Genomic DNA, 24,275 nt, shown 5'->3' with positions numbered 1-24,275 from the left:
GGCAGGAAATTTTGTCGCAAATCCGGCGAGAAGCCCTGAATCGCCGACGAAATTTTATGTCAAAAACGCCCCGGTTGCTTTGCGAAAAAATCGCAGGGAACGCAAGCGCTAATTGGTGATCTGCGCCTGGGTTTCAGCACCGTGCTCGGCAGCGATCCGGCGCAATTCCAGCAGGCGCGCCTGGTACTCGGCCTCGGAAATCGTCCCGGCCTTGCGTGCGGCCCCCAAGGAGGTCAACTGAGCCTGGAGAGCGGCCGCTTCATCATTGCCCATCTGGACGCTTGCTGCACTCAGAGAGCCGGCGAAATTCGGGTAGCCGTCCGGGTAGGTGGGGCGCGGCTGCGGCGGCTCCGGCTGATCCGGATCCTCGACATTCACTTCGAGCGCCGAGGCGACGGGCGTGGTGGTGGCCGGCGCCGTCGACTGGCATCCCGTACCCGCCATCAGCGCGACCAATGCCGCCGCAACCGTCTGCACCGAAAGACCCGCGAAACTGAATATGCTCTGAACCATCGCCCCGACCGGCCGCGTTCACGCGGCAAAACTGACATTCCTCAAGGACGCAACCTTCGATCACCTTCGAAAGACTATGCGTCAACAGCTGGAACTTGTAGTCGTTTTCATGCAGGATAGGCAAACACAAAAGACGCCAGAAGAATCCTGGGGAGGACGACATGGACAGGACGCGGGAAGAAGCCGAAGCGGGTGCCGCGTTCGATCCGAAACTGATCGAGCCCTATATCGTCAAGGATCCGCAGGCACTCGCCGTCAACACGGCCAAGGCGCTTGAAAACCTCGGCAAGGCGGCCTCCGTCTGGTTGAAGCCCCGCGAAACCGGGGAAATCGTCGACCCCGTTACCGAACCGATGGCCGAACTGACCAAGACCATGGGCAAGGTGGCCGAATACTGGATGTCCGACCCCAAGCGGACCCTGGAGGCACAGACGCATCTCCTGAATGCCGTGTTCGGCGTTTGGACTCGCTCATTGTCCCGCCTCGCCATGCCCGAACAACCCGTCGTGGATCCGCTGCCGAAGGACAAGCGATTCTCGGACGAGGACTGGGAGCGCAATCCCTTCTTCGATTTTCTCCGCCAGACCTATCTCGTGCTTTGCCAATGGGCAGAGAAGATGGTGAATGATGCCGGTGGTCTCGACGAGCACACGCGCCACAAGGCAAATTTCTACATGCGGCAGATCACGGCGGCGCTTTCGCCGGCCAACTTCGTCGCGACCAATCCGCAGCTCTATCGCGAAACGGTGTCGAGCAATGGGGCGAACCTCGTCAAGGGCATGCAGATGCTCGCGGAGGACATCGCGGCCGGCGATGGCGATCTGCGCATGCGCCAGACGGACACCAGCAAGTTCGCCGTCGGCGAGAACATGGCGATCACACCGGGCAAGGTGATTGCGCAGAGCGATGTCTGTGAGATCATCCAATACGAGGCCTCGACGGAGACGGTGCTTAAACGCCCTCTCCTCATCTGCCCGCCCTGGATCAACAAGTTCTACATTCTCGACCTCAATCCGCAGAAGAGCTTCATCAAGTGGTGTGTCGACCAGGGGCATACGGTCTTTGTGATTTCCTGGGTCAATCCGGACGAACGACACGCGGACAAGGGCTGGGAAGCCTATATCCGCGAAGGCGTCGATTTCGCCCTCGACACCGTGGAGAAGGCGACCGGCGAGCGTCAGGTCAACGCAGTCGGTTATTGTGTCGGAGGGACGCTGCTTGCAGCAGCCCTCGCCCTGCACGCGCAGGAGAAGAACAGCCGGATCGCGAGTGCGACACTGTTCACGACACAGGTCGATTTCACCTATGCCGGTGATCTCAAGGTCTTCGTCGACGAAGGGCAGTTGCGCAGCCTGGAAGAGCGGATGCACGAGACCGGCTATCTCGACGGCTCGAAGATGGCGGCGGCCTTCAACATGCTGCGCGCCTCCGAGCTAATCTGGCCGTATTTCGTCAACAACTACCTGAAGGGCCAGGATCCGATGCCCTTCGACCTCTTGTACTGGAACTCCGATTCGACACGCATGGCAGCGGCGAACCACTCCTTCTATCTGCGCAACTGCTACCTGAACAACACGCTGAGCCAGGGCAAGATGCAACTTGCCGGCAAGACACTGTCGCTGAAGGACGTGACAATCCCGATCTACAATCTCGCGACCAAGGAAGACCATATCGCGCCGGCGAAATCCGTCTTTGTCGGAAGCGGGCTGTTTGGTGGACCGGTCGAATTCGTGCTTTCCGGCTCGGGTCACATCGCCGGCGTCGTCAATCCGCCGGACAAAAACAAATACCAGTTCTGGACCAATGGTCCGGCGTCGGGCAGCTACGAGGACTGGATGGCCAATGCCAAGGAGACACCGGGCTCCTGGTGGCCGCATTGGCAGGTCTGGATCGAAAGCCTAGACCACGACCGCGTGCCGGCCCGCAAGCCGGGTGGCGAGGCATTGAACTCAATCGCCGACGCGCCCGGGCGCTACGTGCTCGCCCGTGTCTGACACGGCTCGACGCATCGTCCGATGATCTTCTCCCCGCCCCTCGTGCCGGCGCGGCTGGTGCGCCGCTACAAGCGATTTCTTTTCGACGCCGTACTGGAAGACGGCACTGCAATAACGGGCTTTTGCCCCAATACCGGCTCGATGCGCGGCCTGACCGAACCGGGCTCGCGGATCTGGCTCTCGCGGCACGATACGGCACGGCGCAAATACGCCTATGCCCTGGAACTGGTCGAGGTCGAAGGCATCGTGGTCGGCGTCAACACGGCGCTTCCCAACCATATCGCCGAAGAAGCCATCCTTGCAGGCCTCGTGCCTCCGCTCGGAGACTTCAAACGCTTGAAGCGCGAGCAACGTTATGGCCGCAATTCACGGATCGACATCCTGCTCGAAGATGACACGAAGGGGAGCGTCCATGTCGAAGTCAAGAACGTCCACTTTGTCCGGAGCGAGGGTCTTGCGGAATTTCCAGACAGCGTGACGGCGCGCGGCGCCAAGCATCTTGAGGAGATGGGGGATCTGGCCGAGACCGGTCGGCGGGCGGCCATGCTCTTCATCATCCAGCGCAATGACTGCCAACGCATGCGGATTTCCGCCGACCTCGACCCCACCTATGGCCTTGCCTTCACCCGGGCGGTTCTCCGTGGCGTCGAGGCCTATGCCGTGCGCTGCGCACTCGATTCCGGCAAAATCACCCCGGAAAGCCTCATCCCGATAGACGAAACCGGTCTCGGTGCTTTATGAACGGCCAAGCTCCTAGATTAGACATTCCGAAAGCCCATCCATGGTCACCTATATCGACGCGGCGACGACGCCGTTGAAGAACACCGGCGCGATCCGGCTCTATGGCGCAGACGACTTCGAAGGCATGCGGCGCGCCTGCCAACTGACCGCCCGCTGTCTCGATGCCCTTGTACCCATGGTCAAGCCAGGCGTCACGACGGCGGCCATCGACAGGTTTGTCTTTGAATTCGGCGCCGACCACGGTGCACTGCCCGCAACGCTGAACTATCGCGGCTACAAGTATTCGGTCTGCACATCGATCAACCACGTGGTCTGTCATGGAATGCCGGATGACAAGCCGTTGCGCGAAGGCGACATCGTCAACATCGACGTGACCTTCCTGCTTGATGGCTGGCACGGCGATTCGAGCCGCATGTATCCGGTCGGACAGATCAAGCGTGCCGCCGAGCGGCTGATGGAAGTCACCTATGAATGCCTGATGCGTGGGATTGGAGCCGTCCGTCCAGGCGCCCGAACCGGTGCCATTGGCGAAGCCATCCAGTCCTATGCAGAGGCTGAACGTTGCTCTGTGGTCCGTGACTTTTGCGGTCACGGCGTCGGCCGCCTGTTCCATGACAGCCCCAACATCCTGCATTACGGCAAGGCGAACGAAGGCCCCGAATTGCGCGAGGGTATGATCTTCACCATCGAGCCGATGATCAATCTCGGCAAACCGCATGTGAAGGTTCTCTCCGACGGGTGGACCGCAGTCACGCGTGACCGGTCGCTGACGGCGCAATACGAGCACACCGTGGGCGTGACGGCAAACGGCTGCGAGATCTTTACCCTATCCCCTGCAGGGCTCGACCGTCCCGGGCTAGGCTGAGCGGAGACGCGATTACGCCAACCAATCGCAACTTGAACTTGCGCCCCGCGTGAGTCGTGTCACTATGCCTTGGCGGCGAACAGGCCGCTGGACCATGACGGTCAGGATTGGGTGGCATGACGAGCAAGCATCCGGTTTCCGATGGACACAGGGGTCACGACGAGCAGCCGGCGGGACCGATCTCAGATTTCCTTTCACTTGGCCGCCCGGCTCCGGCCGAACACACAGACGAGCGCAGGTTCTTTGCCGAGCAACCGGCGCGTGACAACCGCCTGGCCAAGGCCGCTTCGACCCGTGCGTCCTTGCCGCCAGAAGCGCATTATGTCGGCCATCGCGAGCGTCTTCGCAGCCGGTTTCGTGATGGCGGCGAAACCGCACTCGCCGACTACGAGATCCTTGAACTGTTGCTCTTTCGCCTGATCCCGCGCCGCGACACGAAGCCGATCGCCAAGGCCTTGCTCGCACGGTTCCAGACGCTCGCAGGGGTACTCGGCGCGCCGCCAGCCCTTCTGCAAGAGGTCAAGGGCGTCGGCGAAACCGTTGCTCTCGACCTCAAGCTGATCGCAAATGTCGCCCAGCGCATGCTGAAGAGCGAGCTGCGCGAGAAACAGGTTCTCTCCTCCTGGTCGTCAGTCATCGACTACTGTCATGCGGCCATGGCATACGAGACCACAGAACAGTTCCGCATCCTGTTCCTCGACAAGCGCAATGTGCTGATCGCCGACGAAATCCAGGGGCGTGGCACGGTGGACCACACGCCGGTCTATCCGCGCGAAGTGGTCAAGCGGGCGCTCGAATTGTCGGCAACAGCCATCATTTTGGTCCACAACCATCCAAGTGGCGACCCGACACCATCCCGCGCCGACATCGACATGACGCGGACCATCGTCGAGACCGCCAAGCCGCTCGGGATTACCGTCCATGACCACATCATCATCGGCAAGGACGGTCATGCGAGCCTCAAGGGCCTTAGGCTGATCTGACGGCGCATTGATGATCACCGGGGTGCCCAGTTTATGGAGCTCGATCTCTTGACCGGATTTCACCTTGATAACGAAACGGTGACGTTGCCCTGTCATACTGCATGTGGAAAATGTGCACTGCAACATGGCGGCAGGCGAATCAGAGGCACCTCATGAACCAGTATGACTTCGTCGTGATTGGCAGCGGACCGGCCGGACGCAGAGCGGCGATCCAGGCGGCCAAGCTGGAAAAGAAGGTTCTCGTCATCGAAAAGGGCACGCGCGTCGGCGGCGTCTCGGTTCATACCGGAACGATCCCGTCGAAGACGCTGCGCGAGACCGCTCTCAACCTCACCGGCTGGCGCGAGCGCGGCTTCTACGGCCGCAGCTACCGCGTGAAACAGGAAATCAACGCCGATGACCTTCGCCGGCGACTTCTGATCACGCTCGACCACGAGGTCGAGGTGCTCGAACACCAATTCTCGCGCAACCGCGTACACCAGATGCGCGGCAAGGCGCATTTCCTCGATCCGCACACGCTCGAAGTCGTCAAGGAAGACGGCGAAGTCGTGCATGTTCAAGCGGGATCGGTGCTGCTGGCCGTCGGCACCCGCCCCTTCAAGCCGTCGCACATTCCCTTCGACGGTGTCAGCATCATCGACAGCGACGAAATTTTGGAAATCAAGGAGCTGCCGCGCTCGATGATCGTCATCGGTGCGGGCGTCATCGGCATCGAATATGCGACGATCTTTTCGGCGCTCGATACCGTTGTCACGGTGGTAGAACCGCGCGACACCATGCTCGACTTCATCGACAAGGAGATCGTCGAGGATTTCACCTACCAGCTGCGCGACCGCAACATGAAGCTGATCTTTGGCCAGACGGTTGAGGGCGTCGAGAAAGTTGACGGCAAATGCCGTGTGACGTTGAAGAACGGGCGCGTGCTGACGGCCGAAATGGTGCTGTTCGCCGCCGGCCGCGTTGGTGCAACCGATACGCTCAACCTCGAGGCTGCTGGCCTGGAAGCGGACAATCGCGGACGACTGAAGGTCAATTCGGAGACATTCCAGACCTCCGTTTCGAATATCTATGCTGCAGGCGACGTGGTCGGGTTCCCGTCGCTCGCCTCGACCTCCATGGAACAGGGCCGCATCGCCGCCCGTCACGCCGTCGGTGCGCCGGCGCATGATCCACCGCAATTCTTTCCCTACGGCATCTATGCCGTTCCGGAGATCTCGACCTGCGGCCTGACCGAAGAAGAGGTCATTCAACGCGGCATCCCCTACGAGACCGGGATCGCCCATTTCCGCGAGACTTCGCGTGGCCACATCATGGGCCTCGACAGCGGCATGCTGAAGATGATCTTTTCGCTGAAGACGCGCCGGCTGCTTGGCGTGCATATCGTCGGCGAAGGGGCGACCGAGCTCGTGCATATCGGCCAGGCGGTCCTCAACCTCAAAGGCACCGTCGAATACTTCGTCGAGAACACCTTCAATTATCCGACGCTCGCCGAGGCCTACAAGATCGCTGGTCTGGATGCCTGGAACCGGATGGGCGAGTTAAAGGTCGAAAAGGTGGAGCGACGGGCCGCCGAGTGAGGCGCGGCGCGTTGCGGGAACCCATTGAGATTGGAGACGGTGCGCGGCTCACCTGCTAAGCAGGCACGTTCTCCTGCCACTCCCCGAGTCGCCAATGACGTCGTCCCTCCACCAGATCGCGGCCCGCCCGCAACTCGTTATCCTGTCCATCATGATCTTCGTGCAAGGTTGTGCCTATGGCTCCACTCTGCCCTATCTCGGTGTTACGGCGATCGGTGCACTCGGGATGAGTGATCAGGCCTACTCGGCCCTGACCGTTGTCGCATCGATCATGACGGTGACAATCAGCGTTTCCCTCGGCATTCTCTCCGATGGCATGGGCGACAGACGTCGGATGATCTCTCTTCTGGCGCTCGCAGGCATGATCGGCTACGGCGCGATCTTTCTCTTCCCGTCCATCCCCGTCTTCGTCGTCGCCACCGCCTTCGTCATCCCCTTCTCCCAGGCCGTACACTCGCTGCTCTTCGCCTCGGCGCGGATAGAGACGAGCACGCTTTCCTCGCGCGACGCGGCAGCCGTCAATACGGTAGTTCGCTCCTTCATGTCGGCATCCTGGGTGGTGATGCCCGCGATCCTCGGCTTGGCGCTCGCCCAGTCGGCCAACATGATCGGCGCGTGGGGTGCGGCGGCAACCTGCACGCTGCTGATCGCGATAGCGTCCCTGCTGCTCCTAGCTCCCCCCAAGGAGCCGAAAGAGCCTGGAAACACCAGTCAATCAGCCTTCTTCGACGCGCTGCGCGAACTCGTACGGGCCGACATGCTGGTGCGGATGGTAGCGATGGCCGCCGTGACGGGGACCACGCGGCTCGCGACGATGATCTGGCCGCTGATCCTGACGCTCGAACTTGGCGGATCGACCCGGGATGTCGGTTTCATCGCCGCGCTGATCGCCCTCATCGAAATCCCCTTCATGCTCCTGGCAGCCGCTCTGTTGAAGCGCTTCAGCCTTCTCGTCCTGATCGTTGCTTCGGCGCTGCTCTACGGGTTGCACATGGTGGGCTTCGTTTTCGCCACGGCGCCCTGGCATTTCTACGCGCTCGCCGTGCCGGGCGCGGCCACGGCGGCGGCCCTTCTCTCCCTGCCGATTACCTATTTCCAGGACCTCTTCCCGACCACACCGGGCTTGGGTACCGCCTTCATGCCGATCAATTCCTTCCTCGGGAATGCCGTAAGCGCCGGTACGTTCGCGGCTGGGGCGCACTTCTTCGGTTATTCGGGCACGGCCTGGCTCGGTCTTGTGCTCGCGCTGGCAGGCGTGGCGGGCCTGCTGATGGTCGATCGGGCACGGCTGAAACTCGTGTGAGACCCAAACCTTCAGAAGCTCATCGACTCGCCGTCGTCCGGCACCCGAAGTCGTTCGGTTCCGTCGCTATCGGTACCGAGCAGCACCCGAAAGTCGGCGCGGGAAACCGTGGCATGATCGACAGCATCGAGATGGGTGACGATGACCGTGGCGTCACCGGCGAGACGCAGCGTCTCCATCACCATCCCCGCATCCATGACCAGCGGCCCATTGCCCTTCCACAGCGCTCCACATCCATGCACCACGACAAGGCCGGGCTTTTCGACAGCCAGCACAGTCTCGACCTCGGGGCACAGGATTGTGTCACCAGCCCAGTAGAGCGTCGGTTCAGCCTCAGCACCGATCAGGAAGCCTGAGATTTCGCCCATGTCATTAAGGACCTCCGGTGGACCATGACGGCCATCGGTCGTCCTGATGCTTAAAGCGCCGAGCTGGATGCCGTCTCCGATGACCCGGACGTCTGCGAAACCCTTGGCGAGGATCACGTCTTGGTCCCGGCCATGGCAGAGGATGGGCATGCTCTTCGGCAGCAGGTCTTGCGCCACATCGTCGAAATGGTCGGAATGCAAATGCGAAACCAGCACGGCGTCGATGCCATCCAGTACTTCATCGACGGGAATCGGGAGATCAACGAGCGGGGACTGCCCTTTTCCGGAATAGCTCCGTCCCTCGCCCTTCCCGGCGAGCCAGGGATCAATCAGAAGCCGGATGCCGGCGAGTTCGACTGTCAGCGTCGCACTTCGAATGAGCCGGATCTGCATGATCTCTTCCCTGTTCACAAATACGAAAAAGCCGCCCAAGGGGGCGGCTTTCTCTCAACATATCACGGCACGAAGCTTACTCGGCGTCGCCTTCGGCGGCCTTCTTCTTCGGTGCGGCCTTCTTCTTCGGAGCGGAGTCTTCGCCTTCGGCAGCGTCGTCAGCCTTGGCAGCAGCCTTCTTCTTCGGAGCTGCCTTCTTGGCCGAGGTTTCGCCTTCTTCGGCGTCGTCTGCCAGAAGCTCTTCCTTGCTTACGGTCTTGTCGGTTACCGAGACTTCAGCGAGCAGCTTGTCGATGACCTTCTCTTCGAAGATCGGCGCGCGCAGCGAAGCTGCGGCACCCGGCGTGTTGCGGAAGAAGTCGAGGATCTGCTTTTCCTGGCCCGGGAACTGCTGCAGCTGGGCGAAGAGCGAACGCTGCATCTCTTCTTCGGTCACTTCGATGCCGGCCTTTTCGCCGATTTCGGACAGAACGAGGCCGAGGCGGACGCGACGCTCGGCCAGCGCGCGGTATTCTTCGCGGGCTGCTTCTTCGGTCGTGTCTTCGTCAGCGAAGGTCTTGCCGGACTGGGCGAGATCGGTGTTGATCTGGCGCCAGATGTTGTCGAACTCGGCATCGACGAGCTTCGAGGGCGACTCGAACTTGTAGAGAGCGTCCAGCTGGTCGAGGATCTGACGCTTGACCTTCTGGCGAGTGACGTTGCCGAACTGGCTCTCGATCTGGCCGCGGACGATTTCCTTCAGCTTGTCAACCGACTCGACGCCAAGCTTGGTGGCGAGCTCATCGTTGATCTCGACGGCAGCCGGAGCAGCCACTTCCTTGACGGTGATGTCGAAGGTGGCTTCCTTGCCAGCGAGGTTGGCAGCCGGGTACTCGGTCGGGAATGTCACGGTGATGACCTTTTCGTCACCGGCCTTCAGGCCGACGAGCTGGTCTTCAAAGCCCGGGATGAAGCGGTTGGAGCCGATGACCAGTTCTGCGTCTTCGTCCTTGCCACCGTCGAAGGCAACGCCATCGACCTTGCCGAGGTAATCCATGGTGACGCGGTCGCCTTCAGCGGCCTTGCCCTTCTTGGTTTCGAAGGTGCGGGCGCTTTCTGCGATCTTGAGGATCTGCTCGTTGATCTCGTCTTCCGAGACTTCAACGACTTCACGGGTGACCTTGATGCCGTCGACGGACTTCAGCTCGATCGCCGGGATGATTTCGTAGGAGAGCGTGAACTCCAGGTCAGCCTGAGCCGACAGGATCTTTTCCGCTTCCTTCTCGTCCTCGGTCATGACGATTTCCGGCTGGGTCGCCGACTTTTCGCCGCGCTCCGACAGGATTGCCGACGGCTTGTCACGGATGATCTCGTTGACGAGTTCAGCCATGATCGACTTGCCGTACATCTTCTTGACATGGGAGGTCGGCACCTTGCCCGGGCGGAAGCCGTTGATGCGGACCTTGTCCTTCACCTCGGCCAGACGCTCGTTCATGCGCTGTTCCATCTCCTTGGCCGGAATGACGACCTTGATTTCGCGCTTCAGCCCTTCAGCGAGCGTTTCGATAACCTGCATGTTCTTACCTTCATGTCGTGGCGGCCGTGCTCGGACAGCCGGTGGTTTTCTCTGAGCACGACGCCGGAATTGAGTTTCCCGGACGTGGCTGCGTCGCAATCGTCAACAATCTGCCAAGCAAAACGGCGCCGGACTGACGGGAGCCACACCTCGGTGTTCTCTCATCGATCCCGCGCGGCTTAGCTGGTGCGGGTAGAGAGACTTGAACTCCCACGCCTTGCGGCACCAGAACCTAAATCTGGCGTGTCTACCAATTTCACCATACCCGCGTCCAAAAGCGCATGCTGCCTTCGCGCATGGCCCCTCCGGAGCGCGCGTCTCTATAACACCCGTTTTCCCCCACGCAAAGGAAAAATGACAGTGTTGCAAGGCCCGCCGGACAGGCCTCACAGGCTTTGCAGCGGGCGAATGACGCAGCTCAATAGAGCGGCTCCTCGTAGAGCGGCTCGCCGTCCAGCATCAGGGCGCGAATCTGTGCCTGACCATCATCGGACACGCGGGCGGCGACCGAGACACGTCCCTCATTGCGTCCATCCTCGATCGGCTTGCCCTCGCCTTCCGGCACGTAGAAGCGCTCGATGCCATAGGAGACGATCAGATTTCCGGCGCTTTCCCACTCCCAGCCGTAGATCGTGATCGGCTGCGAAAGCAGGAGCACGCTGCCTTCTTCCGCCTGAAGCGGATCGAAGGAGGCCTGGGAGACGGTCCAGAAACCATCGGCACCAGGCTTCAGGCGCACATGCAGGTTTGCGACTTCGCCGTCCCTCGGTCGGATGCCTGCTATCGACGTCGTGGAGATCGTCGAGATGTCATAGGTGAGGATGACGTAGTCGCCGCGCAGGAGATCGCGCGGATCGACCGGCGCCGTTTTCAGCAGCACCTCGGATCCGGATCTCAAAATGGAGGCGCGGCCTTCAATCATGGAGCCGAGGATTGCCGTCTGAGCGAGGGCGACGAACAGCGCCACGGCGGCAAAGGGTTTCGCGGCGATCATGGCTTCACCTCCGCAACGGGACGGGAGAATCGTTTCTCGAGACGAATGACGACAAAGGCCAGAAGGGCGACCACGAGACCCGAGAGCAGGAAGAAGGCAGAGGTCCCCAGGATGCTGTCGATCGTCTCATAGGAGAGGTAGAGGACCTCCGCCGCAAAGGCGCCGTAAGCGAGGTAGCGCACCGCGCCATTGTCCCGCCCCTCCAATGCGAGCGCTGCGATCGAGATGCCGAGAATGATCACACCCAGCACGGCGATCGAGCCCGCGTCCAGGGCGCTGCCCTGCACATAGGCAAAGCCGCTCAGCGCCAGGACAAGGGTATAGAAACTGGCCGATGCGCCGAGCCTGCGGTGCAATGGTTGCAGGGGCGAACGCGGGAAAGTCAGAGCAAGGAAGATCAATGTCGCGGCAAGTGCCACGGCGAAGGCATAGACCTCTTCCCGGTCGAGGATCGTCATCCACCAGATCCAGATGACCAGAAGAATGTAGCCGCAATGTTTCGCCCGGCTCGCTCCCGTCCAGTGCGACAGACCGAAGATTGCGACCGCGCCGAAGGGCGGCCACCAGGCCCAGAGACCATGACTGCCGATACTCCAGCCGAAACTGTCGAAGCCGCCACCAAAAGTGACGAGAGACAGGACGCCCGCAACGACAGTGAGCGCGCCGGATCGGAAGAGCGCTGCAGAAACAGCCGTGACAGAGAACCACAGGAACATGGCGGAGAAGGTATCGCCCGAGAGGTGGTAGAGCTGGCCGATCAGGGCAATGGCCCCGCCAAAGGCAGCAGACCCGAGAACGAGGGAAGCTGCGGCGATGCGATCGGCACCACGACTGCGGGCCACCAGAGCGACAATGTGGAAGATCCATATCAGCCCGATGATTCCGGCCACTCTGACGAGGCGTGGAATCACGTCCCAGTTCGCGGCAACCAGCATCAAAAGCGACGCAGCAATCAGGACGGCGGCGAACATCGACAGGATCGTCCCGATGCTGAAGCCGGCGCCACGCCGGTCGACATCGTCGAGCAATCGCCCTGCCGTGACCGCGTCGAGCAATCCGCGCTTTACCCAGTCGTCAAGGTCGCGCCTCAGCCTGCCTCTGTACATCACCGTTACCCCCTTAAATCCAAGCGCAATCTGAAACGGCGCCACGGGAAAGACAAGCCGATGCCGGAACCTTCGTTGAGAGCATCCTCAGCCCATGCAAGAACCGCATGCCTTCCATGTTCATTTTGCACTGCACAAACTCGTAAGTGTCGCCTATATTCATTTTCAACAGAGCGACGGAACTTCTGGCGCTTCTTCTTCGACCCGCTTACTCCTCCTCCCAAAGCGGGATCGATTGGCCAACGACACTCCTCCTCCCAGTCGTTGGTCTGCAAAAATGACGCTCACCGGACCTCCTCCCCCGGTGAGCGTTATTTTTTTGTGCTGTGCTTCCCCAAATGCAAATTGAGTTGAACCGCTCCTCCGGCATGCCCGTTTACCGGGCGTTGTTTTGCACAAGGCAAACGCTCAAAAAAGCATCAATTAACAAAGCGTTAAATCCATTGATATGCGTCTGATGCATGGGTGCTCTGCCGCATTATGTCTTCAATCGTTTCGCAATGCAGCATATATTCACCTCATCAAATTCGAAGGGGCCCACGGATGGGTCCAACCACCAAAGAGGTAGACCCAATGAACATTGCTCGCTCGCTCAACAACTGGCGCAAGTATCGTCAGACCATCACCGAACTCGGCCGCATGTCGGACCGCGAACTGCGTGACCTCGGCATCGGCCGTGAAGACATCCGTCGCGTTGCCCGTCACGCCGTCAACGGCTGATTGGTCCCGACTTCGGTCGGATCCCAAATAGAAAAACCCCGGATCTCCTCCCAGATCCGGGGTTTTTCTTTGTCGGCTCGGCGCGGCTGCTCAGTCTTCGCGGACGGCCACGATCACGTCGTGGATCAGTTTCAGCACCGCCGGCGCATCGATCTCAGTGCAGATCTTCTGGCTCGGCAGGTCACCATCCCAATCGGAGGGACCAAAGCTGCGGCCATCCGGCTTCTGGATCGTCTGGCCATCGGCAAGGCCGCCGCAGACGACGCGGATGACACCGCTGCGGGTCTTGAAGAGTTCCGGTGCCACGACATAGACGCAGGCGCAGCTGTCATGCACGACCATGCCGTCATCGACCAGCCCCTCGTAGAAATCGATGTAGAACTGCGACAGATCGAAGAGCAGGCGTGCGCGGCTGGTGCCGGCGGCGTCCCTGATGTCGGCGAGCTGGCTGCGCGTCATCACCGTTTGCATGGTGACATCAAGACCAACGACGACCACCGGCCAGCGGGCGGTCATGACGATATCAGCGGCCTCCGGGTCGCCATGGATATTGGCTTCGGCGGCCGGCGTCACGTTGCCGTTGACGTCAAAGGCGCCGCCCATGATGACGATCTCTTTCACGAGATTGACGATCTCGGGGTCTTCCTTCAGCGCATTGGCGAGATTGGTCATGCGTCCGACAGCAACGATCGTCACCTCGCCCGGATTGGCGCGGACCGTCTCGACGATGAAGCGATGGGCGGCGCGCGGATCGGGATGGACATCCGTCACCTCGGGCACGCCGATATTGCCGAGGCCGTCATCGCCATGGATGAATTTCGGCGGCTCGTGGCTGACACGGTGCGGAATGAAGGTCTCGCCGGCGCCGCGTGAAACGGGGGCGTCGATCTTCCATTCACGCTTCAGATACAGCGCGTTGCGCGTGGTCACGTCGATCTCGGCATTGCCGAAAACCGTGGTGATGCCGAGGAGGTCGATGTCAGGATGATGGTGCAGGAAGAGGAGCGCCATGGCGTCGTCGACGCCCGGATCCGTATCGAAGATAACCTTGTGCATGGGAACAGTCCTTTTCTTGTTGTTGTTGACCTGATGGCGCAGCGTGGGCGCGACGATAGACCCGAAGCGTGACGGCGGGAAGACCGGCGCTCAGGCGCCCGCCTTCTTCTTTTTCCCGACATTGCGCAGCACATGGCTGAAGTCGGAATTGTAGAGGTCGCTGTCGCGGAATTCGACATGACCGAAGACCTTGCCGACCATGATCAGGGCCGTGCGGGTGATCTTCGCCTTGCGCACTTCTTCCGCCATGTCCTTCAGGGTCGTGCGGATGAAGAGTTCATCCGGCCAGGTGGAGCGATAGGCGATCACAACAGGGCAATCCTCGCCGTAATAGGGCGTCAGCGTATCGCGGATATGGGTGAGGTTGCGAATCGACAGGTGGATCGCAAGCGTTGCCCGCGACTTGCCCAGAATCTCCAGCGTCTCGAATTCCGGCATCGAGGAGGCCTTCATCTCGGTGCGGGTGACGATCACCGTCTGGGCGATCTCCGGCAAAGTGAGCTCGGTCTTCAGCCGTGCTGCGGTCGCGGCAAAGGCCGGCACGCCGGGCACGACGTCATAGGGAATGCCGAGAGCATCGAGCCGGCGCATCTGTTCGGCGATTGCGCCATAGATCGAGGGATCACCGGAATGCACACGGGCGACGTCCTCGCCGCGCGCATGGGCTGCCACCATATCCGCGATGATCTCGTCGAGATGCATGGGGGCCGTATCCTTGACGAGTGCATCCTCGGGTGCTGCCTTGACGATCTCCTCCGGCACCAGCGAGCCGGCATAAAGGCAGACCGGGCAGCGCTCGATGAGCCGCAGGCCGCGCACGGTAATGAGATCGGGGGCTCCCGGCCCGGCGCCGATGAAATAGACGGTCATGCTTCATTTCCCTTTCAATTCAATGGCTGTCGCTCAGCCCCTCATCCCCCTGCCGGGACCTTCTCCCCGTAAACGGGGAGAAGCAGGCAAGACGCCTGTGCCATCGGACTTCTCCCCGCCTGCGGGGAGAAGGTGGCGGCAGCCGTATGAGGGGCAGCATGCCCTGAGGTCTCAAACGCTCTTCATCCCCGTATCGGCCTTCCCGGAATATCCGCGTGGCGTATAAACCCAGGTCTTGCCGTCGCCTGTTGTCACCGTCCGGCTCTCGGACGAGCCAACGACTACGACGGTCAGCATGTCGACATCGTCGACATTCAATTCGCCAAGTGGCACGGTGCGGACGTTTTCGCCCTCGCGGCCGAGATTGGTGGCGAGGATGACGGGGGTCGTGGCCGGACGATACTTCAACAATTCATCGCGGGCATAGGCGAGCTGCGTGCGGCGCTTCATCGACACCGGGTTGTAGAAGGCGATGACGAAATCGCCCTCGCCCGCCGCCTTCACCCGGCGCTGGATATGCTCCCAGGGGGTCAGAAGGTCCGAGAGCGAGATGGTGCAGAAATCATGGCCGAGCGGGGCGCCGATGCGGGCAGCGGCAGCCTGGAGTGCGGAGATGCCCGGCGAGACCTGCACTTCGATGCGGCTGGCACCATCGGTGATGCCGCCCTTGTCGAATAGCTCGAAGACCAGCGTCGCCATGGCATATATGCCCGCATCGCCGGAGCAGACCAGGGCCACCGTCTTTCCCTCACCGGCCAGCTCCATGGCATGCACGACGCGGGCTTCTTCCTTGCCGAGATCGAAATCGTGGCGGGTCTTGCCCTCGGCCAGAGGCCCGAGAAGATCGAGATAGAGCGAGTAGCCGACGAGATCGGTGGAGGCCGCGACCATGCGCGAGACCTCGGGCGACCGCCAGCCGTCCGAACCCGGACCGATGCCGACGACGAAGAGCGTGCCACGGGCACGGCCTACCGTCTTCGGGTCGATGATATCAGCGGCCCTCGCAATCGCGGCTGTTGCCCCCTTCGACTTGATCTTTTCGATGACGAGTTCACCTTCGGCGCCGGCAGCAGCCAGCGCTGCCCCTTCCGCCACGCCATGGCAGCCGACTTCGGCAAAGACGACTTCGGACGGGTTCTTCAGACGCGGCGCTTCGGCTTCCAGCGTGGCTGCCGTGAAAAAGCGGGCCGGCACGCCGAAATGGGCGGCCACCGCATGGATCGCCGTCTCATCCGCCTTCAGATCGATCGAGCAGACGGCGGCCAGGCTTGCCCTTGCAAACCCGCCCTTAGTGAGCGCTTCCTCGGCGAGCGCGATGGCTTCTTCCGGCTTTGCATGCCGCTCGCAGCCCATGCCGAGCACCAGCGTCTTCGGATGATAGACGAGTTCCAGCTCGCCTGCGGTCTTCTGTTGGTCGGTCACGGAGAGCGTCACGCGGGCCTCTTGTTGGAATGGAAGTCTTGATTGGGTGAGCCAGGCGGTGAGTGGAGGCAGGGCACCCCCCTCTGTCACTTCGTGACATCTCCCCCACAAGGGGGGAGAGTGGGCGGTCTTTTCGCTGCCGGCCTCACAGGCAACATTGGCGGCGTTTTGCTCTCCCCCCTTGTGGGGGAGATGGCCGGCAGGCCAGAGGGGGGTACCCGCAACGCCATCGATGCCGAGCCGCACGCCAGCGCCCGCGACAAGCTCCGCCATGACGGCCTTGGCGCACTCGGGATTGGCAAGCACAAAGCCATCAGGCGGTTGATCGAGCGCCACGCCAAACTTGAGATCGCCGGCTGTGGTGATGGCGGCATGGGCACCGAGCGCGCCGGCTATACGCCGCGCGAGGTCGTTGGCGCCGTGGTGACCACCGAGCAATGGTACAACGGAGGACCCGTCTTCGGCCACAGCGAGGACCGGCGGTTCCGAGTGCTTGTCTGACAGAAGCGGAGCGATCAGCCGGATCAAAGCGCCAGAGGCCATGACGGCCACGATGGGTCGACCGGCAGCAAAGAGCGCCTGCACATGGTCCTTGGCAGAGGCAAAACGAACATCCGCCTCTGTGACGCGGGCCGCAGCGCCATGCAGCTCTCCTCCGATGTCCTTCGCAATGCGGCGGCCAAGGGAAGCGGCTGATGCACTCAGAATGACGACGGCGGGTGTGGCCGGGGAGGCAAAGACAGGCGTCATGCGGCTCCGCTTCCAAGTTTCTTGGCGAGAGCCGGATGCCAGCGCTCGTCACCCTTGTAGATCAGGATCATCGAGAAATAGGGGGCGGTGTCCTCTGCCACATCGGCAAGCGGTGTCAGCTTCTGTTCGGCAAGGCTGACGCGCTCCGCGTATCCGGCCTGCGCTGTCAGCCCGAGGCTTTCGATCAGGGCGCGGATGCGGGCGAAGTGTCGACCGAGCTTGATGATGGCGACAGCACCCGACGCCTCAATTCGGGCTGCAAGCTCCTGATCCGAAAGAGGTCCGGGCAGCACCGTCAGCACGTCGTTGCGGGCGGCAAGTGGACGACCGAGACCGGCAGCGGCCGCCATCATCGAGGAGACGCCCGGCACGATTTCGGTCGGATAACGATCGGCGAGCCGCTCAAAGAGATACATGAAGGAGCCGTAGAAGAAGGGGTCCCCCTCGCACAGCACGGCGACATCCGATCCGGCATCGAGATGATGCGACAGCGTCTCGGCGGCCTTGGTGTAAATGTCCTGCGCCGGAAAGCGCTCGACACGCATCGGCACGATGATCGGCACCTCCAGCTGAGCGGCGGTCAGATAGGGAGCCGCGATCTGGCGGGCAAAGCTCGGTCCGGTATCGGGCGCCGGATAGGCAACCACAGGGCAGCTGGTCAGGATGCGATGTGCCTTCAGCGTCAGCAGCTCCGGATCGCCGGGGCCGAGGCCAAGGCCATAGAGTTTTCCGGTCATGTATGCTGCTCCTGGAATGCTAATTGCCCCTCATCCGTCCTTCGGGCACCTTCTCCCCGCAAGCGGGGAGAAGGCCGGTGCGGCCAGCGTTCTGGCGCCTTCTCCCCGTTCACGGGGAGAAGGTCCCGGCAGGGGGATGAGGGGCAAAAATGCACTCTCATGCCCCCTCTCCCTTCACAACCGTCCACATCGTCACCGGCATCAGCGACTTCCAGCCACAATAGCGCCCGACCGGGGCCGCGCGCGCCACCTGAATTCGGCTCAGCTCTCCGCCGTGGCGGCTGCGAAGATCGACGAGTTTGGCCTCGCCTTCGATCGTCACCGCATTGGCGACCAGCCGTCCGCCGGGGGGAAGCGCTGCCCAGCAGGCCTCGAACAGCCCCTCACCGCTGATGCCGCCGCCGATGAAGATCACGTCCGGGGTCTTCAAGCCCGCCAAAACCGCGGGCGCCTCACCTTCGACCACGTCGAGATCTGGCACGCCGAGGATTTCGGCATTGTCGCGGATCATCGCCAGCCGCTCGGGCTTCGCCTCGATCGCGATCGCCCTGGTGCCCATGCCTGCGCGCATCCATTCGATGGCGATCGAGCCGCAGCCGGCGCCGACATCCCAGAGACGGGCATTCGGAAAGGGCGCGAGCTGGGCGAGCGTTGCTGCACGGATCTCGCGCTTGGTCAGCTGCCCGTCATGGCGGAATGCCTCATCGGGCAGGCCCGGTACGGGCGCCAGCAGCGGTCCGTCCCAGGCGCAATCGATGGCCAGCGTGTTGAAATCCGATATGTGAGGGCAGGTCTCGGCCATTTCCAGCGCCGTCATGCGGAGGATACGCTCCTGTGTGCCGCCCATATGTTCGAGCACCTGCAGCACGGAAGCGCCGAAGCCGCGTTCGGCGAGCAGCACGGCAGCGGCCTGCACTGTGGAGGCATCAGAAGTCAGCGCCAGAATGCGGGCGCGCGGCATGACGTGTCGATTGAGGAAAGCGAGCGGGCGGCCATGCAGCGAGATCTGCGTCACCGATTGCAGCGGCCAGCCAAGACGGGCGGCAGCAAGCGAAAAGGCCGACGGGCTCGGAAGGACAAACATCTCGTCCGCCCCTACATAGCGTCTGAGCGTAGCCCCAATGCCGAAATGCATGGGGTCACCGGTGGCGAGCACCGTGACCGGCGTGCCCCGCAGTTTGAGGATTTCGGCCAGCGTCTCGCGAAAACCGGCGCCCCAGGTGAGGATCCGCTTCAACTCGGGGAGGCTCGACCCATCGATCACCGCATCCAGCCGCTCGCCGATAACAAGCGTTTCCGCCTGCCAGACGATGGCCTGGGCCTCAGGCGTCAGGCTTTCGAGCCCGTTGTCTCCGATGCCGATGATGGTCAGCCAGGGGCCCTGTACGCGATCAGACATTGGTGCCGAGCCCTCCCGCCAGGGCGTTGACAGCAGCCGATGCCATGGCCGAGCCGCCACGGCGACCGCGCACGGCGATATAGGGGATGCCTCTGGAATGGGCGATCAGTTCATCCTTGCTTTCAGCGGCACCAACAAAGCCGACGGGAAATCCGAGAATGATCGCTGGCTTCGGCGCGCCGGCATCGATGCGCTCCAGCAGGCGGAAGAGCGCCGTCGGTGCATTGCCGATCGCGACGACTGCGCCTGCGAGATGTTCGTCCCAGAGATCCACCTGGGCGGCCGAGCGGGTGTTGCCGATTTCGTCCGCCTTCGGCCGTACGCGCTCGTCGTTCAGGAGGCAGAGGATCTGGTTTTCGACCGGCAGCAGGCGGCGAATGATGCCGTGGCGGACCATCTCGACATCGACAAGAACAGGCGCCCCTTTTTCAAGCGCTGCGGCACCCGCTTCGAAGGCGCCTTCGGACCACCTGATATCATCGGCGAGATCGACCATGCCACAGGCATGGATGAGGCGGATGACCAGCGGCTGGAGGACCGTGGGGAAACGGTCAAGAGCGGCTTCCTCGCGGATGGTGGCGAAGGACTGGCGATAGATTTCGGCGGGGTCGCGGATGTAGTCGAGCGGTGCATTCATCGGGAATACCCCCCTCTGTCGCTGCGCGACATCTCCCCCACACGGGGGGGAGAGTGGGGTTTGCCGTGCGGCCGCGTCAGTGACAGCCGTTACAGCGCTAGATTGAGCCTGAGACATATTACTTTTGCCAAGAGTGTCAACGGAGGTCTCGGCGGCCACCGCAGTCCGTTCTCCCCCCTTGTGGGGGAGATGGCCGGCAGGCCAGAGGGGGGTGTCTTCGCCCACGACCTCCAGCTCCCGATGCCCGATCCCGAGCACCCAGCCCTCTTCCGCAATAGAGGTTGACACCTCTTCATCGGACAGCACCGCCGGACGATCCAGCAGTATCGCAAGTCGCCCATCCGCATCAAACCGGGCGAAAGCCTCGGCAACGGTCCTGACCTGCGCCTGATCCTTCACCTCGTCCTGAGCGGCCAGCGTAAAGAGCGAGGGATAGATCTCAGCGAAAACGACGGGCTTGTCGAAAACCTTGGCGAAATCTGTCTCGAACGGCCAGACGGCGACGTGTTCAGCGTGGCCGCTCTCGTCAAGAAAACGCGACAGCCTGTTGATGCCGAGCAGGGTCTGGCTGCCGACGGAACCATTGTAGCTCAATTGCCAGACGGATTTCGCCCCCTTGGCGAACTGCTCCGAGCGGCGGAAGGCGAACGGGGCCCCTGTCGGTGCCGGCGGCTTCCTGTCGGAGAGATCGGCATAGACATGCTGATGCGGCCGTCCCCAGAAGCGCGGTTCGCCGGCGAAATGGGTGGCGTTCCAGCGCGAGGCGAGATCGAAGCGGTTGTTGCGGTTGTCAGGCGCATCCTCGATTTCATTGGCGATCTTGCGCCAGAGGGCCCGCCAGTTTGGCTCACCCGTCAGCCGCTCGGCGGTACCCGCCGGATAGCCAAAGGCGAAGTCGAAGCCGCAGAGGAGGCGTTGGCCTTCAGCAATGGCAGTGCCGACCACCGCATCAAGCTTCTGCATAAAGGCATGACGGGTCGAGAAATTCTCGTTCCATTCGATCTCACAGCGATCGCCCTCGCGCCGGGCGAGGCACGCCCAGAGCGAGTTCTTGCCGGTGACCGGTTGCCCGGCCCCCGACCAGTCGACGATCAGGATGCGATCGAAGAGCGGCATTACTTTTTCTTCTGCATCGACTTCGGCCCCAAGGGATGATCGGCATGGGGATAAGGCGCATGGTGGTGATCGTGACCATGCGAATGGCCATGATCGTGTTCGTGATTATGGCCATGATGATGGTGGCCGTGATCATGGTCATCATGGTGGTGATGGTGCCCATGGTCGTGCGCATGGGCATGGTTGTGGTCGTGCCCATGATCATGCTCGTGATGGCCGCAGCCACAGTTCGGTCCATGCTCGTGATGGGCCGCCTTGCCCGAGGACGGTGCATCCATCACGGCCTGCAGATCGGCATCCGGCGTCTTGTCCTTGAGGACTGCATATTTGCCGCCCAAAGTGAAGGACGGCGCGTAGTCGAAGGCCGGCTCGATGGGCACCGGCTTCAGCGGCGCCGGCTCGGCATGGCTGTGCACCGGCGTCCAGGGCAGACCATGCTGGCGACAGAAATCCGGATCGCGGCAGGAGGCATCGCAATCGCCCTTGCAGGGACAGTTCTCCAACCCGCCGCCGATACCCTCGACATGATGGTGGTGGCTTTCTTGGCGCTGGCCGACGTCGGCCTCGAAGCCGAGAACCTGTTCACGGTACTTGCACATCTGGCAGTTCATCACCGCCGCACCTTCGAGGATCTCCTTGACGCGATCCTGGAAGGCATCAAGCACCAGCGGGTGGTCGTTCAAATAGCTCGCCTTGACGAACTGGATCTCCGGATGCCGCGCCGCGACCTCATCCGTGTAGCTGTAGATGCGCTTCACCAGGACGCCGGTGAAAAGGAAATAGGGGAAGACGACGATGCGCTTGTAGCCGAGCTTGGCGGCGTGCGTCAGGCCCGGCTCGACCAGCGGGAAGGTCACGCCAGAATAGCAGGTCTCGCCCCAGCCGAAGCCCATGCCTTCCCAGAGCATGCGCATGACCTTGGTGGCGTTCGAGTTGGCGTCCGGATCGGAGGAGCCGCGACCGACCACCATCAACAGCGTCTCGTGCTTGTCGACGAAACCGAGTGTCTCGTTGGCCTCGTCGACTGCCGTCTGGATGCGGTCGCCGGCGGCACGGATCATCTTCAGGTCGATGCCGAGTTCACGGCCGTAATTGATGACAAAATCCTTGTGCTGCGCCTGGTAGGTGTTGAGCACCGAGGGGATGTCGTTCTTCGCGTGACCGGCGGCAAACAGCATGCCGGGGACCGCCAGCACGCGGGTCACACCCTGTTCGCGCAGGCTGTCCAGACCGGCCGAAATCACCGGATTGCAGAATTCGAGATAGCCGTATTCCACCGGCATGTCGGGGTTGCGGGCGCGCAGCGCTTCCGCGATCACGGCGAATTCCTTCGCCGCGTTCTGATTGCGGCTGCCGTGGCCGCAGACCATGATTCCGAGTTTTTCCGCCATGATACAAGGCCTCCCTGCTTCGTTTTTCTTTCTGTACGAAGCGCCGGACTTATCGCGCCTTTCGGCACGGTCCATGGCCTTTGGGACAGCTCCGGAATTGGCCCCCTGATTGGGTCGGCCGCACCGGACTATTTCCAGCCTGTCGAACAGGCGCCGTCGCACATTACCACGAGCTTTATCGAAGGCTTATCGAACGGTCAAACCGGATTGCGGCGCTTTGTGTGACGGAAGCGCCAGTCCACAGAATGTCCCTTATGCGACCCGCGCGACACGGCGTGCAAGGTTGCGAAGCGGCGACGATTGGTCCACAACAACGCACCTTCCCTGCCCGCGTGCAAAACCTCACTTGAGTCTCTCCGTGGTCGATCTCGCATTTCAAGCCTTGCTGCTGCTGTTCATTGCCGCCTTCATCGCCGCTTTCATCGATTCGATTGCAGGTGGCGGCGGGCTGATCACCATTCCCGCCATGCTGATTGCGGGCATTCCGCCGCTGGAGACGCTCGGGACCAACAAGTTGCAGTCGATGTTTGGCGCGGGGTCCGCCACCATCGCCTATGCGCGGAAGGGCCATGTGGACCTGAAGAAGCAGCTGCCGATGGCAGCCATGGCGGTGATCGGCGGTGCGCTTGGCGCCGTGGTCGCGAGCTTCGTGCCGGCTGCCGTGCTGCGCGCCTTCATGCCCTTCCTGCTGGTCGCGATCGCGCTTTATTTCGCGCTCAAGCCGAACCTCTCTGATATCGACAGCCACCAGCGCATGACACCCTTCATGTTCGGCCTGACTTTCGTGCCAATGATCGGCTTTTATGACGGCGTCTTCGGCCCAGGCACTGGCTCCTTCTACATGCTGGCTTTCGTCTCGCTCGCCGGCTTCGGCATGCTGAAGGCAACCGCGCACACGAAGCTTCTGAACTTCGGCTCGAATGTCGGCGCCTTCCTCGTCTTCGTCGCCGGCGGCGTCGTGCTCTGGAAGATCGGTTTCCTGATGGGCATCGGCCAGTTCCTCGGCGCCCAGACCGGCTCGAGGCTCGCGATGAAAAACGGCGCGCGGCTGATCAAGCCGCTGCTGGTGATCACCTGCGTGGCACTGGCGATCAGACTGCTCGCCGATCCGACCAACCCGATCCGGGTTTGGATCGGGGTCTGATGCATTCTAGCTTTACACCAAAGACCGCGCAGAGTTACATTTTTTGAGTTACACACTACCAAATTGAGACGCTGAGGCTTTTCGGTACTCAAGCTTGCGCATCCATGTCGAGCAGTCGGGCAATTTAAGGAGATGCTATTGGGCCTCGCATTTCTGAAGACTTTCATTCAACAAAACATCTTCGCCGCAGCTGTTATCTTGACGATCTGTGCAATGCTTGGCTTTTTAACAAGTCGCACCGCGGGGATTAACTCGCAGCGGAGGCTCTTTCGCTATTCCGCATTAGTCACCGGATTGATCTTAGTCGCTATGGTGCACTTCGCACTCAACATAACCCCTCTTGGCGAGGGGTCGTCCCGAGGAGCTTTGAACGGCATACTTCTCGCCATTTCGTTTTATGCCACTTTTTTAGGTGGCCTATTCGTCCTTCCAATAAGCTCCTTTTTGTTATTCATGTCATTGTTCTCTTGGTTTTTTTCGACATTCGTACCTCAGCGCGAACCGCCCTCGCCTTCATTTCAGGTAAAGCCAGCAAAACTGGTTGCCCGTCCCGGGAAGAATCAACGCTTTGGAAAGCGACAAGAATAGTAGTTATAATTTGGCCATCATATTCCGCACAATGAAATTTCTCTAGAAATCAC

Annotated in this window: 20 protein-coding genes and 1 tRNA gene; 8 read left to right on the top strand and 13 right to left on the bottom strand. The window is 61.5% G+C overall.

Annotated features, from left to right (window positions below):
* Nucleotides 1–108: 108 nt before the first annotated feature.
* Nucleotides 109–513 carry an SHOCT domain-containing protein gene (locus J2045_RS10505; RefSeq protein WP_307372438.1) on the bottom strand — a complete coding sequence of 135 codons (405 nt, stop codon included), beginning with the start codon at nt 511–513 and terminating at the stop codon, nt 109–111.
* Between the two features lie 161 nt (nt 514–674).
* On the opposite strand from J2045_RS10505, the gene J2045_RS10500 reads away from it, so the two are divergent.
* From J2045_RS10500 to J2045_RS10475, 6 genes are all read left to right on the top strand, one after another.
* On the top strand, nt 675–2,507 hold the full coding sequence (locus J2045_RS10500; RefSeq protein WP_307372436.1) for a PHA/PHB synthase family protein: 1,833 nt from the start codon (nt 675–677) through the stop codon (nt 2,505–2,507).
* Between the two features lie 21 nt (nt 2,508–2,528).
* Complete coding sequence (gene sfsA / locus J2045_RS10495; RefSeq protein WP_307372434.1) at nt 2,529–3,248, top strand: DNA/RNA nuclease SfsA; 720 nt, start codon at nt 2,529–2,531, stop codon at nt 3,246–3,248.
* Between the two features lie 40 nt (nt 3,249–3,288).
* Complete coding sequence (gene map, locus J2045_RS10490; protein ID WP_307372432.1) at nt 3,289–4,113, top strand: type I methionyl aminopeptidase; 825 nt, start codon at nt 3,289–3,291, stop codon at nt 4,111–4,113.
* A 116-nt stretch (nt 4,114–4,229) separates the two neighbouring features.
* A complete protein-coding gene (radC, locus tag J2045_RS10485; RefSeq protein WP_370873075.1) occupies nt 4,230–5,096 on the top strand; it encodes a RadC family protein in 867 nt (288 codons plus the stop codon).
* Between the two features lie 152 nt (nt 5,097–5,248).
* Entirely contained in the window at nt 5,249–6,673 is a 1,425-nt protein-coding gene (sthA, locus tag J2045_RS10480; RefSeq protein ID WP_307372430.1) for a Si-specific NAD(P)(+) transhydrogenase, read from the top strand.
* Nucleotides 6,674–6,767: 94 nt separating this feature from the next.
* Nucleotides 6,768–7,976 carry an MFS transporter gene (locus J2045_RS10475; protein WP_307372428.1) on the top strand — a complete coding sequence of 403 codons (1,209 nt, stop codon included), beginning with the start codon at nt 6,768–6,770 and terminating at the stop codon, nt 7,974–7,976.
* Between the two features lie 11 nt (nt 7,977–7,987).
* Here J2045_RS10475 and J2045_RS10470 read toward each other — a convergent pair whose 3' ends face one another.
* The 5 genes from J2045_RS10470 to J2045_RS10450 all read right to left on the bottom strand — a co-directional run bounded on the left by J2045_RS10470 (nt 7,988) and on the right by J2045_RS10450 (nt 12,392).
* Nucleotides 7,988–8,737 (bottom strand): MBL fold metallo-hydrolase, encoded by a 750-nt coding sequence (locus J2045_RS10470; protein WP_307372426.1) that lies wholly within the window; start codon nt 8,735–8,737, stop codon nt 7,988–7,990.
* 76 nt (nt 8,738–8,813) lie between these two features.
* On the bottom strand, nt 8,814–10,292 hold the full coding sequence (tig, locus tag J2045_RS10465) for a trigger factor (protein ID WP_307372423.1): 1,479 nt from the start codon (nt 10,290–10,292) through the stop codon (nt 8,814–8,816).
* Nucleotides 10,293–10,476: 184 nt separating this feature from the next.
* Nucleotides 10,477–10,561 (bottom strand) — tRNA-Leu (locus J2045_RS10460).
* Nucleotides 10,562–10,710: 149 nt separating this feature from the next.
* On the bottom strand, nt 10,711–11,286 hold the full coding sequence (locus J2045_RS10455) for a GDYXXLXY domain-containing protein (RefSeq protein WP_307372421.1): 576 nt from the start codon (nt 11,284–11,286) through the stop codon (nt 10,711–10,713).
* A complete protein-coding gene (locus J2045_RS10450) occupies nt 11,283–12,392 on the bottom strand; it encodes a DUF2157 domain-containing protein (RefSeq protein ID WP_307372419.1) in 1,110 nt (369 codons plus the stop codon). Before J2045_RS10450 ends, J2045_RS10455 begins: the two co-directional genes overlap by 4 nt.
* A 573-nt stretch (nt 12,393–12,965) precedes the next feature.
* Between J2045_RS10450 and J2045_RS10445 the strand changes: the two genes are divergently transcribed.
* Nucleotides 12,966–13,112: a DUF1127 domain-containing protein gene (locus tag J2045_RS10445; protein ID WP_006728511.1), complete on the top strand. Its 147-nt coding sequence runs from the start codon at nt 12,966–12,968 to the stop codon at nt 13,110–13,112.
* Nucleotides 13,113–13,202: 90 nt separating this feature from the next.
* Here the strand turns inward: J2045_RS10445 and J2045_RS10440 are convergent, their stop codons facing one another.
* From J2045_RS10440 to J2045_RS10410, 7 genes are all read right to left on the bottom strand, one after another.
* A complete protein-coding gene (locus J2045_RS10440; RefSeq protein WP_307372412.1) occupies nt 13,203–14,168 on the bottom strand; it encodes a nucleoside hydrolase in 966 nt (321 codons plus the stop codon).
* 90 nt (nt 14,169–14,258) lie between these two features.
* Nucleotides 14,259–15,038 carry a precorrin-4 C(11)-methyltransferase gene (gene cobM / locus J2045_RS10435; RefSeq protein WP_307372410.1) on the bottom strand — a complete coding sequence of 260 codons (780 nt, stop codon included), beginning with the start codon at nt 15,036–15,038 and terminating at the stop codon, nt 14,259–14,261.
* Nucleotides 15,039–15,209: 171 nt separating this feature from the next.
* The gene (cobJ, locus tag J2045_RS10430; protein WP_307372409.1) at nt 15,210–17,210 is read right to left on the bottom strand and encodes a precorrin-3B C(17)-methyltransferase; all 2,001 of its coding nucleotides are present in this window, start codon (nt 17,208–17,210) and stop codon (nt 15,210–15,212) included.
* Nucleotides 17,207–17,947 (bottom strand): precorrin-2 C(20)-methyltransferase, encoded by a 741-nt coding sequence (gene cobI, locus J2045_RS10425; RefSeq protein ID WP_307372406.1) that lies wholly within the window; start codon nt 17,945–17,947, stop codon nt 17,207–17,209. The genes cobJ and cobI overlap by 4 nt, the downstream gene beginning before the upstream one ends.
* A 157-nt stretch (nt 17,948–18,104) precedes the next feature.
* Entirely contained in the window at nt 18,105–19,346 is a 1,242-nt protein-coding gene (gene cbiE, locus J2045_RS10420; protein ID WP_307372404.1) for a precorrin-6y C5,15-methyltransferase (decarboxylating) subunit CbiE, read from the bottom strand.
* A complete protein-coding gene (locus tag J2045_RS10415) occupies nt 19,339–19,983 on the bottom strand; it encodes a precorrin-8X methylmutase (RefSeq protein ID WP_307372770.1) in 645 nt (214 codons plus the stop codon). Before J2045_RS10415 ends, cbiE begins: the two co-directional genes overlap by 8 nt.
* A 1,115-nt stretch (nt 19,984–21,098) precedes the next feature.
* Nucleotides 21,099–22,490: a sirohydrochlorin chelatase gene (locus J2045_RS10410; protein WP_307372402.1), complete on the bottom strand. Its 1,392-nt coding sequence runs from the start codon at nt 22,488–22,490 to the stop codon at nt 21,099–21,101.
* Nucleotides 22,491–22,848: 358 nt separating this feature from the next.
* On the opposite strand from J2045_RS10410, the gene J2045_RS10405 reads away from it, so the two are divergent.
* Nucleotides 22,849–23,634 (top strand): TSUP family transporter, encoded by a 786-nt coding sequence (locus J2045_RS10405; protein ID WP_307372768.1) that lies wholly within the window; start codon nt 22,849–22,851, stop codon nt 23,632–23,634.
* Nucleotides 23,635–24,275 lie beyond the last annotated feature (641 nt).

The organism is Peteryoungia aggregata LMG 23059 (genome assembly GCF_030814435.1).
GTDB lineage: Bacteria > Pseudomonadota > Alphaproteobacteria > Rhizobiales > Rhizobiaceae > Allorhizobium > Allorhizobium aggregatum.
This window is presented reverse-complemented; position numbering and strand designations above follow the sequence as displayed.